We start from the raw sequence: 13593 nt of genomic DNA on the forward strand, positions 1-13593 counted from the left end.
GCCGGGGCGGGCAAGGCGGCTGCGGCAATTGACGCCTGCGCGAAAGCCCCCTAGCCAGTTTGCATATCGTGAAGGAACCCGCCCATGACCCTTGCCTTCGGCCAGCCCATCATCGCAATTCCCGGCCCCTCGCCGGTGCCCGACCGGGTGCTGCGCGCCGCGCATCGCGCCTCGCCCGATATCTATGGCGACGAACTGGCGGCGCTGAATCTGCAGGTCATGGCACAGTTGAAGCGGCTGGCCGGAACGCGCGCGCATCTGGCCCCCTATATCGGCAACGGCCATGTCGGCTGGGAGGCCAGCGCCGCCAATATCTTCAATCCCGGCGATCGGGCGCTGGTTCTGACATCGGGGCATTTCGGGCGGTCCTGGCTGGATCAGCTGACCCAGACCGGCATCGCCGCCGAGGCGCTGGATTTCGGCAACCGCCCCGCAGATCCGGCGATGCTGGCCGAACGGCTGGCGCAGGATGGCGATGGTCGGATCAAGGCGGTCATGGTCTGCCAGACCGACACCGCCAGCGCCGCCTGCGCCGATATTCCCGCGATCCGCGCCGCGATGGGCGATCACCCCGCGCTGCTGGTCGTCGATGCCATCGCCTCGCTGGGTTGTGCGCCGATGCATATGGATGACTGGGGCGTCGATGTGCTGATCGCAGGCAGCCAGAAGGGGCTGATGTGCCTGCCCGGCACGGTCTTTCTGTGGTTTTCCGACCGTGCGGCGGCTGTGGGGCCAACCGCGCTGACCTCACCGACATGGAACTGGCATCTGCGAGCGGGGGCCGAGGCGCTGTGGCGATTTTGGGGCGGAACGCCGCCCGTGCAGCAGATCTTCGCGCTGGACGAGGCGCTGCGCATGATCCTGGACGAAGAGGGCCTGCAGAATGTCTGGGCACGCCACGACACGCTGGCCAAGGGTGTCTGGGCCGCGACCGAGGCCTGGGCCGACGGCAATCCCGACATCGTGCTGTCGGTGCAGGACCGCGCCTGCCGTTCGGCCGCGGTGACCGCGCTGAAGATCCCCGGCGCGGATGCGCTGCGCGGCTGGACCCGCGACAGGATGGGCGTGACGCTTGGCGTCGGTCTGGGTGCGGCGGACCCCGCCAATGCGCTGCGCGTGGCGCATATGGGCTACTGCAACGCGGCGACGGTGATGGGCGCGCTGGGGGCGATGGCGGCGGGCATGACCGCGCTGTCGATCCCGCATGGCCGTGGCGCATTGGACGCGGCGGCGGCGGTCTTTGCGGCCAATGCCTAGGCGGCGTCCCCCGGCATCCGCGCCAGCGTGACCAGCGTATCGCCATATTTCCGCTGATCCAGCAGGACCAGCGGCGCGGGCAGGATCGGCGGGCGCGATTCTTCCCAGACGATCATCGCGCCGGGGGCGATCCAGCCCCCGTCCAGCGCCGAGGTCAGTGCCCGCTCGCCCAGCGCCTTGCCATAGGGCGGATCCAGAAAGATCAAACCGAAAGCCGCGCCCCGGTTCTGGCCCAGCCCGGTCGCGTCGCGCCGCCACAGATCGGTGGACCCCGCCGCCCGGCAGCGGTCGATATTGTCGCGGATCAGCGCCCGCGATTTCACCCCGTCATCGACAAAGGTGACCGCCGCCGCGCCGCGCGACAGCGCCTCTAGCCCAAGGGCGCCGGTGCCCGCGAAAAGATCCAGCACCCGCGCCCCCGGAATCGGGTTTCCATGACCGCCATTGATCAGCAGGTTGAAGATCGATTCCCGCACCCGGTCGGTGGTCGGTCGCAAATGCGCGGCCTGATCGCCAATGCCCACCTCGGCCAGTTTCAGCCCACGCAGATTTCCGCCAACAATCCGCATGTTACATCAGCTCTTTCAGGTTTGCGGCCTCGCGCACGGCTTGCGGGTCGGGCGATTTCCCGGCCTCGATCAGGCGCTTGCCGATCATGTAGGCGCGGGCATCATTCAGCGCATCCACCGCGATCAGCCGCCCCCCCGCGTAATACCAGACCGAGCCACCATGCGCCCCGTCGCCCGACCGCGTCACGATACGGTCGTAACCCGTGCCCAGCCCGGCGATCTGCAATTTGGCGTCGAACTGATCCGACCAGAACCACGGCCTTGCCTGATAGGCCCGCCCCGCACCCAGCATGTTGTCGGCCACGCATTCGGCCATATCGATGGCATTGCCGACGCTTTCCAGCCGAATTCGCCCGCCCGCATGCGGAAAGCTGGCGCAATCGCCCGCCGTCCAGATCGCCGGGTCCGAACTGCGGCCAAGTTCATCGGCGGCAATGCCATTGTCCAGATGCAGGCCTGCCGCCTCGGCCAGATCGGTGCGCGGGGTCACGCCGATGCCCGCGACGACCAGATCGGCGGGCAGATGCCGCCCATCGGCCAGATGCACCCCGTCGACGCGATCCTGGCCGGTCAGTCGGGCGATGGCGGTATCTTCAAGGATGGTGACGCCGTGATGGCGGTGCAGATCGCGGATCATGTCGGCAGTCTGCGGTGCCGCGACACGGCCCAGGATGCGCGGCGCGGCCTCGATCAGCGTGACCTCCAGCCCCAGCTTGCGGGCAACGGCCGCCGCCTCCAGCCCGATATAGCCGCCGCCGATCACGATCAGCCGGCGCCCCGCCTGCATCTGCGGGGCAAGCGCGTCCACGTCGCCCAGATCGCGCACGACATGCACCCCGTCCAGATCGCCCCCCATCGCGGCGGGCAGATGCCGGGGCGCCGCCCCCAGCGTCAGCGCCAGCGCGTCATAGGGCACGCGCCCCTTGTCGGTCACGACAGCATGGCCCGCATGATCGATCGCCGTCACCCATTCGCCAAGGCGCAACGCGACACGCTGTTCCGCCCACCAATCCGCCCCGCGCAGCAACAGCCGGTCCAGCCCCATCTGTCCCAGCAGATAGGCCTTGGACAGCGGCGGACGCTGATAAGGCGCAACGGTTTCCCCGCCGATGACGGTGATCGCGCCCTCATGGCCTTTGGCACGCAGCCTTGCCGCCATTGATGCCGCCGCCTGCCCGGCCCCGACAATCACGATATCCATAAGGGCCCCCGCCGCTGGTCTGTCTTCGGGCTGCACCCTATAGTCGCGGCGAATCCGTTGCAATTCATGGAGAACGCGCAATGAGCATCCAAATCGGCGACAGCTTTCCCAAAGGCGCCCTGCTGAAAGTCGGCGAGAACGGCCCCGAGGCCGTTGACACCGCCAGCCTGTCGGAAGGCCGCGTGGTGATCTTCGGCCTGCCCGGCGCCTTTACCGGCACCTGCACCAACGCCCATATGCCCAGCTTCGTGCGCACCGCCGATGCGTTCCGCGCCAAGGGCTTTCAGCGCATCGTCTGCCTGACCGTCAACGACCCCTTCGTCTGCGACGCCTGGGCAAGCTCGACCGGGGCGCCGGATGCCGGGATCGAGGTTCTGGCCGATGCCGATGGCAGCGTGACCAAGGCACTGGGCCTTGATTTCGACGCGCCCGGTGCAGGGCTTTACGGCCGCTGCAAGCGTTTTGGCGCATTGCTGCGCGACGGCAAGGTCGAGGTGATCGACGTGGAAGACAGCCCCGGCACCTGCGGCATCAGCGGCGGTGAGGCGCTGTTGGAAAAGGCCTGATCGCAAGGCCCTGAAACAGGAAAGGCGCATCCCCGCGGATGCGCCTTTTTCATCGGTTCGGGCATGGCGCCACCATCGCAGGCCCGTGCAGGGACCGGCGACCTAACCGCCGATGACACCCGCGACCCGCCGCTTCGGCCAGACGGCCGCCAGCCACCTTTCGACCCATTTCGCCTGTGTCATCGCGCGCCATGCGGGCCGATGCAGCAGCAAGGCGCCGATCAGAACCATGATCGACAGCTCGGCCAGGATCACGATCAGATAGATCGCGCGGCTGGCATCGAACACCACAAGCAGGTTGCTGGCCGCATAGCACAGGACCAGCGTGCAGCAAAAACTGAACAGGGAATTGCTGCCGATCGAGGCGATATTGCGCAGCAGCCGCGATGTGACCGGAACATCAGGCGCGTTCAGCCGATCCAGCACATAGACCACCAGAACAAGATCCACGATCCGCAGCGCCCCAAGCCCATATTTCGACGAGAAGTTGTGCACGATCCACGCGTTTTCCTTCATGTAGTGGATCACGAAAAAATAAAGCAACAACGCCCATCCAACCGTTCGCAATGGCGGCAACGCCGCCCGCACCCGGTCAAGATGCATGCCGACGACCACCGCACCAAAGAACAGGAACTGCCACGCCATCGGCGAGACGAAGAACCGATCCGGCTCTTGTCCCGGATCAAGAACCACAAGGCTGAGACCATAAAGCCCAAGCGACGCGACGATCGTATAGCGCCAACGCGCCTGCAACAGGACGAAAACGGGCAATATCACCAGGAAGATGATATAGACATTCAGCACGTTGAAATAGGGAATGGGCGCGAACAGGAACAGCGTGCCGGTCATCGCCGACCAGAGACCCGGCTGAAGGTTGTGGATCTCGGCGTTCACACCGGCATGGTTGAACGCCAGCACCACGGCCGCCACCACGAAAAAGGCGATGGCATTGAACAGCCACAATTGCAGCGCCCGCGCCCAGCCCTTCTGCAACAGGCCCGACGCGCCCTGCCGCTGCAGGGTCCGCGTATAGACGATGCCGCAGATCAGGCCGCTGAATGCGACGAAGATATCGGCGCCATGAAAGAAGAACCCGAGACGCGGATAATAATGCCCATGATCCGCCAGCAGGGCCGGACCGCACATCGTGTGCGTCACTGTCAACAACAGGATCGCAAATCCACGGATGACGTCTATTCGATTGTCGCGCATTGACCAAAAACCTTGCAACCTGTGAAGCGCATCAACCCTCAGTGATGCGCTTCTGCAGATTCCGCAAGGCTTTTGCAGCACCGCGAAACTCGCGGTGCGATTTTGGCAGGCCGCCGCGCGGGTCTAGCTTCGGCTCACCCAGCCGCCGATATTTTCGCGGATGACGTTCATCATCACCTCGATATGGGCCGGATCGTCGTTCAGGCAGGGGATATAGGTGAAATCCTTGCCACCGGCCTCTTCATAGCTTTCGCGGATCTCGCCGTTGATCTCTTCCAGGGTCTCGATGCAATCGGCGGCGAAAGCGGGCGAGATGACGGCGATGTCGTCGTGACCCTGCCGCGCCAGTTCCGCGACATGCTCGACGGTATAGGGGCGCAGCCATTCCTCGCGGCCAAAGACCGACTGGAAGGTGGTGTCGACAATGCCATCTTCCCAGCCCAATGCCTCTTGAAGCAGGCGCGAAGTCTTCTGGCACTGGCAGTGATAGGGATCGCCCTGCATCAGATAGCGCTTGGGCATCCCGTGATAGGACGCGACCAGTTTGCCGGGCTTGCGATCGCCAAGGCAGCGCCGCACGCTGTCGGCCAGCGCGGCGATATAGTCGGGCCGGTCGAAATAGGGATCGCAGGTCCGAACCGAGGGCTGCCAGGTCTGTTCCATCAGCGCGCGGAACAGCTGGTCATTCGCCGTGGCCGAGGTCGCCCCCGCATATTGCGGATAAAGCGGCAGGAACACGATCCGGCGGCACCCAGCCTTGACCATCCGGTCCAGCACCTCGTGCGTCGAGGGGTTGCCATAGCGCATGCAGAATTCGACCATGACCTGCTCGCCCCATTCGGCATGGGCCCGCGCGCGCAGGGCCTCGGTCTGGTCGCGGGTGATGGTCATCAGCGGGCTTTCGCCCTTTTCCTCGTTCCAGATCAGCTTGTAATTCGCACCGGAACTGAAAGGCCGTTTGGTCAGGATGATCCCCTGCAACAGCGGCTGCCATTTCCAGCGCGGCAGATCGATGACCCGGCGATCCGACAGGAATTCGTTCAGATAGCGCCGCATCGACCAATAATCATATCCGTCGGGCGTGCCCAGATTGGCGATCAGGATGCCCGTTCTGGCGGGCTTGATCTTCGGATGATCGGCGGGGGCATGGGCAGGCGCAGAGGCTGGCGTCATGATTGTTTCCTGATTTCGTTCAGCGCGTCGGCAAGGCTTTTTCGGGCCGATCCCGGACGCAGGGGCTTTTGCTGCGTGTCCGAGGGTGCCCATCCGGTCAGAAAAACCAGATCGAAGGTGGCGGCGATACGGGACGGATCGTCGCGGTCGGGATGGGCCCCGGCGTAAATGGCGGCGGCGCGGGCCAGAACCTCGCGCCGGGTGGGGCGGCGCAGGCGGGCCGCGATGGCGTTACCCTCGCCCATCGCCCGCAGATCGCGCGCCAGATGCAGCAGGTCACGATAGCTGGCGCGCTGGCTGACCAGATCGGCAACCGGCAAGGCCAGTCCGGCGCGGTGCAGAAGCCCGCCCAGATCGCGGATCTCGCCCATCGGCAGGATGCGCGGCGACAGCCCGCCCGTCACCTCGGCCTCGGCCTGGGCCAGCGCCGCGCGGGCTTCGTGCAGGGTCTGGCCACCGAAACAGGCGGCAATGAACAGGCCGTCCTCGCGCAGCGCGTGACGCGACTGGACGATTTGCCCGACCGGATCATCGGCCCAATGCAGCGACATCGCGTGGATCACCAGATCATGCGCGCCGGGCCGAAGATCCAGCACCGCATCGTCGGGGACGATGGTCGCGGTCGGGAAATACCCGCGCCACAGCTCGGGAAAGCCGGTCACCACGGCGGGTGCGGTAAAGCTTCTGTTAATCTCACCCAGCCTATCTTCGATCTCATCGGCGGCGATTCGGTGGAGCAGATCGACATGACCCTGACGCATCGCGCGCTGGCGATTGCGGATCAGGGCGGTGCGGTCTGTCAGCGCCGGGCGCGCGGCGTCGGGACCAGAGGAAGCAGAGGGGATGTTCATGGGGATGCAACATAGGGTGCTTGCTGCGCCGATGAAAGCCGCCCTGCGCCTACTTTATCCGCCGCAATGTCTGTCCTGCGGCGATCCCGTCGCCACTGGCCAGGCACAGCTTTGCACCAAATGCTGGCCCGATGCGAAGTTCATTCAGGGCTGCGCCTGCAACAGCTGTGGCGCACCCCTTCCCGGACAGACCGATACCGACGTCATTTGCGACGACTGCCTTGCAATCCCGCGTCCGTGGCAGGCAGGCCGCGCGGCCATGGTCTATGGCGGGACGGGACGGCAATTGATCCTGGCGCTGAAACATGGTGACCGGCCCGATCTGGCCCCGCATCTTGGCCGCTGGCTGGCCGAGGCGGCCGCGCCCCTGACCACCGGCGATACGATCGTCGCGCCGGTGCCGTTGCACCTGCGCAGGCTGTTGAAGCGCAAATACAATCAGGCCGCCCTGCTGGCAGATCACGTCGCACGCAGGCACCGGCTTCTGCATATTCCCGATCTGTTGCTGAGGGGTCGGCACACCCCCGCGCAGGACCACCGTGGCGTTCTGGATCGTTTCGCAAATATCGCGGGTGCGCTTCAGATCAATCCCCGCTGCGCGGGACGCATCGCCGGCAGGCCCGTTCTGCTGATCGATGACGTGATGACCTCGGGCGCGACGCTGGCCGCGGCGACACAGGTGCTGCAGGATGCCGGGGCGGGGCCAATTTCGGTCGCGGTTCTGGCAAGGGCGGTCAAGGATGACTAGATAACGCCTGACCACCAGACAGAGGCTAACATGACCACCCAGAACGTCGAGATCTACACCACCCGTACCTGCCCCTTCTGCATTCAGGCGAAATCGCTGCTGAAGCAGAAAGGCGTCAGCTTTTCGGAAACCGATGTCGGGTCGGACCCGTCCAAGCGTGCCGCGATGACCCAGCGTGCGAAGGGCCGCCGTACAGTGCCGCAGATCTTCATCGGGCAAACCCATGTGGGTGGCTGTGACGATCTCTATGCGCTGGAACGCGCGGGCAAGCTGGACGCGCTGCTGAAGGGCAAGGCCGCGTGAAGGATGCCTCGGCACTGAATGTCGCGCTGTTGCAATTGACCTCGGGCGATGACCCGCAGGTCAATCTGCCCCGGACCATCGCCTTGTTTCGGCAGGCGGTGGAACAGGGCGCGGATTTCGTGCTGACGCCGGAAGTGACCAATATCGTGTCGCCCGACCGCGGCTGGCAGGCGAAAACCCTGCGCCACGAGACCGACGATCCGACCCTTGCCGCCTTACGGGCCGAGGCCGCACAGGCAGGTGTCTGGCTGCTGATAGGGTCGCTTGCGCTGAAGGGCGACGACCCAGCCGATGACCGCTTTGTCAATCGCAGCTTTCTGATCGCGCCAGATGGCCGCATCGCCGCGCGCTATGACAAGCTGCATATGTTCGATGTCAGCATTTCCGACACCGAAACCTACCGTGAAAGCGCGGCCTACCGCCCCGGCGACCGCGCCACGCTGGCCGATATGAACGGCATCGGGATCGGCATGACGATCTGCTACGATCTGCGGTTTCCGCATCTTTACCGGCGACTGGCGCAGGCCGGGGCGCGGATCCTGACCGTACCCTCGGCCTTCAGTCCCGTCACCGGCGAAGCCCATTGGGAGGTTCTGTTGCGCGCGCGGGCCATCGAGACCGGATGCTTCATCCTAGCACCTGCACAATGCGGCACCCATGCCGCGCCGAACAGCCCCGACCGGCGTCCGCGCCGCAGCCACGGCCACAGCCTGATCGTGGATCCGTGGGGAACGGTGCTGCACGACGCCGGTGTGACGCAAGGTGTGACGATACATCGGCTTGACCTTCGGGCAGTTAACGGGGCACGGTCTCGCATCCCGTCCCTGACCCATGACCGCCCTTTCGACGGCCCCCGAGGCAATGAACAAGACCGCGACAAGTAACGAAAAAAATCAGGCAGAAGACAGGCTGGCCGCCAGCCTGTTCGCCGAGGTGTTCATCACCGACCAGCTGTCGCGCAACCTGATCAGCCGCGCGCTGCCGCGCGGTATGCAGATCTCGCATTTCTCGGTGCTGAACCTGCTGGCCCATCTTGGCGAGGAACGCACCCCCGCCCAACTGGCCGAGGCGTTTCACGTCACGCGCGGGGCCATGACCAACACATTGTCGCGGCTGGAATGGGCGGGGCATATCCACATCCGGCCAGACTGGGACGATGCGCGGCGCAAATTCGTCTCGATCAGTCCGGCTGGACGGGCCGCCCGCGATGCGGCAACCGCGGCCTTCATGCCGCTGATTGCCGATGTGGTCCGCGATATCGGGATAGAGCGCGTGCGCGTCGCCCTGCCCGTCCTGCGCGAATTGCGGCGCAGGCTGGAAGGCGGGAACTAGACCGTGCGGCGACCGCTGATGGCGTAGTTCACCGTCAGGTCGCGATCAGACAGGCTCCATCCCCAGGTGATCGGGTTGAACACCATGCCGCGGCGGTCGACCGGCGCCAGCCCGGCCTGCACCATCATTTGCGCCAGCTCTTCGGGCGTGATGAAGCGGTCCCAGTCATGGGTGCCCTTGGGCAGCCAGCGCATGACCCATTCCGCCCCGATGATCGCCGCGCCAAAACTTTTCACGGTCCGGTTCAGCGTCGACATCAGGACCAGCCCGCCGGGCCTGGCAAGATCGTGACAGGTGGCCACAAACTCGGCCGGTTCGGCGACATGCTCGACGATTTCAAGCGCCAGAACCACGTCGAACGCCTCATCATCCTGCAACAGCGACTCGGCCGTGGTGGCGCGATAGTCGATCTTCAGCCCCTGCTGTTCGGCGTGAAGGCGGGCCACGGCGATATTCCCCTCGGCGGCATCGGCGCCGACCACGGTCGCGCCCAGCCGCGCCATCGGTTCCGAAATCAGCCCGCCCCCGCAGCCGATATCAAGGATGCGCAACCCGTCAAACGGGCGCGGTGCGTTGCGATCCAGTCCGAATTCCGCCGCGATTTGCGTCACGATATAATCCAGCCGCACCGGGTTCATCATGTGCAGCGGCTTGAACTTGCCCTTGGTGTCCCACCATTCGGCGGCCATCGCCTCGAACTTGGCGATCTCTGCGGGGTCGATACTGGTCATGTCGGGTCCTTCTGGCGGGCGGTGGCATCTGAGTCTATACTGATTTGATGGACAGATTGGCAGGACAAATCGCCGCGTCTCAAAGCCGCCTCTACCCTACCGGAGAGCCGTTCCGGAGGCATCATATCGATGTCGGCGACGGCCATGTTCTGTATGTCGAGGAATGTGGAAATCCCGAAGGTCGCCCGGTCGTCGTGCTGCATGGCGGGCCGGGGGGCGGGTGCAGCCCGTTCATGCGACAGTTCTTCAACCCCGAACATTACCGCGTGATTCTGTTCGATCAGCGTGGCTGTGGCCGGTCGCGGCCGGTCGCATCGGTGCAGGCAAACACGACCCAGCATCTGATCGCCGATATCGAGGTGATTCGCACGACGCTGAACATTCAGAACTGGCTTCTGTTCGGGGGAAGCTGGGGCGCTACACTGGCGCTTGCCTATGCCCAGTCCCATCCGGATCGCGCCACCGGCCTGATCCTGCGCGGCGTTTTTCTGGGGCGCCAGCAGGAACTGGACTGGTTTTACGGCGGTGGCGCCGGACGCTTTTTCCCGGATCTGTGGGCGCGGTTCTGCGATCCGATCCCCGAAGGTGAACGGCACGACCTGATCGGCGCCTATCATCGACGGTTGTTTTCCGATGATCGCGGTCGGCAACAGCGCTTCGCCCTGCCTTGGCTGATGTGGGAAAACGCGCTGGCCGGGCTGCAATCCGCCGCCGCCAGCCATGCGCCGCCGGAATATGCCCGTGCCTTCGCGCGGCTGGAAAACCACTATTTCGCCAATCGCTGTTTCCTCGACGAAAATCAGCTTCTGAAGAACCGCGGCCGGATCGCGCATCTGCCCGCGGTGATCGTGCAGGGCCGCTATGACATGGTCTGCCCGCCGCAAAGCGCCTGGGACCTTGCACAGGGTTGGGATGGCTGCGAGCTGCGCATCGTTCCCGCATCGGGTCACGCCCTGTCCGAACCACGCATCGCCAGCGAACTGGTGCGCACGATGAACGAGCTGATGGACAGCTGATCCTGCCCTTCACCCGCAATGAAAAAGGGGCGCCCTTCGGCGCCCCTTTTACCATTTGTCTGTCGGCGGCGCTTACAGGCTGCGCTCGACCTCTTCACGCTCGAAGATCTCGATGACATCGCCTGCGCGGATGTCGTCGTAGTTTTCAAAGGCCATGCCGCATTCCTGACCGGACTGCACTTCCTTGACCTCGTCCTTGAAGCGCTTCAGCGTTTTCAGCGTGCCTTCGTGGATCACCACGTTGTCGCGCAGCAGGCGGACGCCTGCGCTGCGGCGGGCAACGCCTTCGGTCACCAGACAGCCTGCGACCTTGCCGACGCCCGTAACCTTGAAGACTTCGCGGATCTCGGCATAGCCGATGAAGTTTTCGCGCACTTCGGCCGACAGCAGGCCCGATGCGGCCGCCTTGATGTCGTCCACCAGGTCATAGATGACCGAGTAGTAACGGATCTCGACGCCCTTCTGGTTGGCCGAGTTGCGGGCCGGGGCGTTGGCACGGACGTTGAAGCCCATGACCGGCGCCTGGCTGGCTTCTGCCAGACCGATATCGGATTCGGTGATCGCGCCGACACCGTAATGCAGCACGCGGACACGAACTTCGTCATTGCCGACCTTTTCCAGCGCCTGAACGATCGCCTCGGCAGAGCCCTGCACGTCGGCTTTCAGGATGACCGGCAGTTCCGCGACATTCTCGTCGGCCTTGGCCTTCGCCATCAGCTGTTCCAGCGTGGTTGCGGCACCTGCGGCGGCGCGCTTGTCCTTGGCCTGCTGGTTGCGGAACTCGGCGATCTCGCGGGCTTGCGCCTCGGTTTCGACGACGTTCAGCACGTCACCTGCCTCGGGCGTCCCGTTCAGACCCAGCACCTCGACCGGAACCGAGGGACCGGCCTCTTCGACGCGCTCGCCCTTGTCGTTGATAAGGGCGCGGACCTTGCCCCACTGTTCGCCGACGACGAAGATGTCGCCGCGACGCAGCGTCCCGTGCTGAACCAGAACCGTCGCGACGGGGCCGCGGCCGATATCCAGCTGCGCCTCGATCACGGCACCCTGGGCCGAGCGATCGGGGTTGGCCTTCAGTTCCAGGATCTCGGCCTGCAGGGCGATCGCCTCCAACAGCTCGTCCAGACCAAGTCCGGTCTTGGCCGATACTTCGACATCCTGCACGTCACCGGACAGTTTTTCGACGATCACTTCGTGGTGCAGCAGCGCGCTGCGCACCTTGTCGGGATCGGCTTCGGGCTTGTCGACCTTGTTGATGGCGACGATCATCGGCACGCCTGCGGCCTTGGCGTGATTGATCGCCTCGACCGTCTGCGGCATCACCGCGTCATCTGCCGCCACGACCAGCACGACGATATCGGTGACATTCGCACCGCGTGCCCGCATCGAGGTGAAGGCCGCGTGACCCGGCGTATCCAGGAAGCTCAACACCGCGCCGGAATCGGTCGTGACCTGATAGGCGCCGATATGCTGCGTGATGCCGCCGGCTTCGCCGGACACGACATTCGCCTTGCGGATCGCGTCCAGAAGCGAGGTCTTGCCGTGGTCGACATGGCCCATGATCGTGATGATCGGCGGGCGCGACTGCAGGTCCTCGGCCTTGTCCTCGACGGTGTCGATGACCTGTTCCACATCCGAGTCGCTGACGCGCACGGTCTTGTGGCCGAATTCCTCGATCACCAGTTCCGCGGTGTCGGCGTCGATGGGCTGGTTCATGCTGACCATCATGCCCATCTTCATCAGCGCCTTGACCACATCGGCCGAGCGTTCGGCCATGCGGTTCGCCAGTTCCGAGACGACGATGGTTTCGGGCAGCTGAACCTCGCGGACCTGCTTTTCGGCGCGCATCGCGCCACCCATGGCCTTTTGCCGTGCCTTTTCCTGCTTGCGCTTCATCGCGGCAAGGCTGCGCTGACGCCCGCCTTCACCGCTCAGCGCCTGATTCAGCGACAGCTTGCCCGAACGACGGTTGTCGTCACGGCCACCTTTGCCGCGTGCATCGCGGTCATTGGCGCGCTCGGGGCGGTCGCGTTCGGTCTTGCGGGCACCGGTCCCGGCACCACCCTTGGCGTCCGCGCGCATCGCAGCGGCTTCCATGGCGGCCGGATCCTGCGCGGCAGGACGCTCGGCGGTGGCCGGCTTCTTGCGTTCTTCGCGCTTGGGCTGCTCTTTCTGCTTGGCCTTTTCCTCGGCCTCGCGGGCGCGGCGGGCATCTTCTTCGGCTTTCGCCTTCAGGGCCTCTTCGCGTTCGCGGTCCTCGCGTTCCTTGGCCTCGGCCTCGGCGCGGCGACGCTCGCGTTCTTCCTCGCGGGCCTTTTCCTCGGCAACGCGTGCTGCGGCCTCTTCGACCTCGCGCGCCTTGGCGGCGGCCAGAGCCTTCAGGCGGCGCTCCATCTCGGCTTCCGAGATCCCGGCGGGGCGGCGCGACGGATCGCCCGCCACCTTCGAGACGAGGGGCGATTTACCTTTGTCGCCACCGCCCTGTCCGGCACTGGGTTTCGGAACCATGACGCGCTTGCGCTTGGTTTCGACCACCACACTTTTGGTGCGGCCGTGGCTGAAGCTTTGTTTGACCTGACCCGAGCGGCCCGAACCGCCAACGCCAAGTGTCTTTTTACCGTCGTTATCGCTCAT

At 65.0% G+C, this 13593-nt stretch carries 14 protein-coding genes; 7 read left to right on the forward strand and 7 right to left on the reverse strand.

Going from position 1 to position 13593, the window contains the following annotated elements:
- Positions 1–84: 84 nt before the first annotated feature.
- Positions 85–1257, forward strand: a complete 1173-nt coding sequence (locus tag BMX67_RS08980) for a pyridoxal-phosphate-dependent aminotransferase family protein (protein ID WP_090734206.1) — start codon at positions 85–87, stop codon at positions 1255–1257.
- Here BMX67_RS08980 and rsmD read toward each other — a convergent pair.
- Both rsmD and BMX67_RS08990 read right to left on the reverse strand, forming a co-directional pair.
- Complete coding sequence (gene rsmD, locus BMX67_RS08985) at positions 1254–1826, reverse strand: 16S rRNA (guanine(966)-N(2))-methyltransferase RsmD (RefSeq protein WP_090734208.1); 573 nt, start codon at positions 1824–1826, stop codon at positions 1254–1256. The genes BMX67_RS08980 and rsmD overlap by 4 nt on opposite strands.
- Before the next feature lies 1 nt (position 1827).
- A complete protein-coding gene (locus tag BMX67_RS08990; RefSeq protein WP_090734209.1) occupies positions 1828–3027 on the reverse strand; it encodes an NAD(P)/FAD-dependent oxidoreductase in 1200 nt (399 codons plus the stop codon).
- Between the two features lie 80 nt (positions 3028–3107).
- Between BMX67_RS08990 and BMX67_RS08995 the strand changes: the two genes are divergently transcribed.
- Positions 3108–3593, forward strand: a complete 486-nt coding sequence (locus BMX67_RS08995; protein ID WP_090734211.1) for a peroxiredoxin — start codon at positions 3108–3110, stop codon at positions 3591–3593.
- A 102-nt stretch (positions 3594–3695) separates the two neighbouring features.
- Here the strand turns inward: BMX67_RS08995 and opgC are convergent, their stop codons facing one another.
- The 3 genes from opgC to BMX67_RS09010 all read right to left on the reverse strand — a co-directional run bounded on the left by opgC (position 3696) and on the right by BMX67_RS09010 (position 6829).
- The gene (opgC, locus tag BMX67_RS09000) at positions 3696–4805 is read right to left on the reverse strand and encodes an OpgC domain-containing protein (protein ID WP_090734212.1); all 1110 of its coding nucleotides are present in this window, start codon (positions 4803–4805) and stop codon (positions 3696–3698) included.
- A 123-nt stretch (positions 4806–4928) separates the two neighbouring features.
- Positions 4929–5978 carry a ferrochelatase gene (gene hemH, locus BMX67_RS09005; protein WP_090734214.1) on the reverse strand — a complete coding sequence of 350 codons (1050 nt, stop codon included), beginning with the start codon at positions 5976–5978 and terminating at the stop codon, positions 4929–4931.
- A complete protein-coding gene (locus tag BMX67_RS09010) occupies positions 5975–6829 on the reverse strand; it encodes a methyltransferase domain-containing protein (RefSeq protein ID WP_090734215.1) in 855 nt (284 codons plus the stop codon). The genes hemH and BMX67_RS09010 overlap by 4 nt, the downstream gene beginning before the upstream one ends.
- 31 nt (positions 6830–6860) lie before the next feature.
- Here BMX67_RS09010 and BMX67_RS09015 point away from each other — a divergent pair, with 31 nt between their 5' ends.
- The 4 genes from BMX67_RS09015 to BMX67_RS09030 are packed head-to-tail and all read left to right on the forward strand — an operon-like array spanning position 6861 to position 9212.
- Positions 6861–7577 (forward strand): ComF family protein, encoded by a 717-nt coding sequence (locus tag BMX67_RS09015; RefSeq protein ID WP_090734417.1) that lies wholly within the window; start codon positions 6861–6863, stop codon positions 7575–7577.
- Positions 7578–7607: 30 nt separating this feature from the next.
- Positions 7608–7880, forward strand: a complete 273-nt coding sequence (grxC, locus tag BMX67_RS09020) for a glutaredoxin 3 (RefSeq protein ID WP_090734217.1) — start codon at positions 7608–7610, stop codon at positions 7878–7880.
- Positions 7881–7894: 14 nt separating this feature from the next.
- Positions 7895–8764, forward strand: a complete 870-nt coding sequence (locus tag BMX67_RS09025; protein ID WP_090734418.1) for a carbon-nitrogen hydrolase family protein — start codon at positions 7895–7897, stop codon at positions 8762–8764.
- Positions 8742–9212, forward strand: a complete 471-nt coding sequence (locus tag BMX67_RS09030) for a MarR family winged helix-turn-helix transcriptional regulator (protein ID WP_090734218.1) — start codon at positions 8742–8744, stop codon at positions 9210–9212. Before BMX67_RS09025 ends, BMX67_RS09030 begins: the two co-directional genes overlap by 23 nt.
- Here the strand turns inward: BMX67_RS09030 and ubiG are convergent.
- On the reverse strand, positions 9209–9943 hold the full coding sequence (gene ubiG, locus BMX67_RS09035; protein WP_090734219.1) for a bifunctional 2-polyprenyl-6-hydroxyphenol methylase/3-demethylubiquinol 3-O-methyltransferase UbiG: 735 nt from the start codon (positions 9941–9943) through the stop codon (positions 9209–9211). The genes BMX67_RS09030 and ubiG overlap by 4 nt on opposite strands.
- Before the next feature lie 47 nt (positions 9944–9990).
- On the opposite strand from ubiG, the gene pip reads away from it, so the two are divergent.
- Positions 9991–10959 carry a prolyl aminopeptidase gene (gene pip / locus BMX67_RS09040; protein ID WP_090734221.1) on the forward strand — a complete coding sequence of 323 codons (969 nt, stop codon included), beginning with the start codon at positions 9991–9993 and terminating at the stop codon, positions 10957–10959.
- A 72-nt stretch (positions 10960–11031) separates the two neighbouring features.
- Here pip and infB read toward each other — a convergent pair whose 3' ends face one another.
- On the reverse strand, positions 11032–13593 hold the full coding sequence (gene infB, locus BMX67_RS09045) for a translation initiation factor IF-2 (protein WP_090734420.1): 2562 nt from the start codon (positions 13591–13593) through the stop codon (positions 11032–11034).

Origin of the sequence: Paracoccus homiensis (genome assembly GCF_900111675.1) — a bacterium.
In the GTDB taxonomy this organism is placed as follows: domain Bacteria; phylum Pseudomonadota; class Alphaproteobacteria; order Rhodobacterales; family Rhodobacteraceae; genus Paracoccus; species Paracoccus homiensis.

Excerpts from the sequence above, each read along its gene's own strand:
- hemH (WP_090734214.1), bottom strand. The coding sequence starts at position 5,978 with ATGACGCCAGCCTCTGCGCCTGCCCATGCCCCCGCCGATCATCCGAAG.
- pip (WP_090734221.1), top strand. The coding sequence starts at position 9,991 with ATGGACAGATTGGCAGGACAAATCGCCGCGTCTCAAAGCCGCCTCTAC.
- BMX67_RS08995 (WP_090734211.1), top strand. The coding sequence starts at position 3,108 with ATGAGCATCCAAATCGGCGACAGCTTTCCCAAAGGCGCCCTGCTGAAA.
- ubiG (WP_090734219.1), bottom strand. The coding sequence starts at position 9,943 with ATGACCAGTATCGACCCCGCAGAGATCGCCAAGTTCGAGGCGATGGCC.
- BMX67_RS09010 (WP_090734215.1), bottom strand. The coding sequence starts at position 6,829 with ATGAACATCCCCTCTGCTTCCTCTGGTCCCGACGCCGCGCGCCCGGCG.
- BMX67_RS08980 (WP_090734206.1), top strand. The coding sequence starts at position 85 with ATGACCCTTGCCTTCGGCCAGCCCATCATCGCAATTCCCGGCCCCTCG.
- rsmD (WP_090734208.1), bottom strand. The coding sequence starts at position 1,826 with ATGCGGATTGTTGGCGGAAATCTGCGTGGGCTGAAACTGGCCGAGGTG.
- BMX67_RS09015 (WP_090734417.1), top strand. The coding sequence starts at position 6,861 with ATGAAAGCCGCCCTGCGCCTACTTTATCCGCCGCAATGTCTGTCCTGC.
- opgC (WP_090734212.1), bottom strand. The coding sequence starts at position 4,805 with ATGCGCGACAATCGAATAGACGTCATCCGTGGATTTGCGATCCTGTTG.
- infB (WP_090734420.1), bottom strand. The coding sequence starts at position 13,593 with ATGAGCGATAACGACGGTAAAAAGACACTTGGCGTTGGCGGTTCGGGC.
- grxC (WP_090734217.1), top strand. The coding sequence starts at position 7,608 with ATGACCACCCAGAACGTCGAGATCTACACCACCCGTACCTGCCCCTTC.
- BMX67_RS08990 (WP_090734209.1), bottom strand. The coding sequence starts at position 3,027 with ATGGATATCGTGATTGTCGGGGCCGGGCAGGCGGCGGCATCAATGGCG.
- BMX67_RS09030 (WP_090734218.1), top strand. The coding sequence starts at position 8,742 with ATGAACAAGACCGCGACAAGTAACGAAAAAAATCAGGCAGAAGACAGG.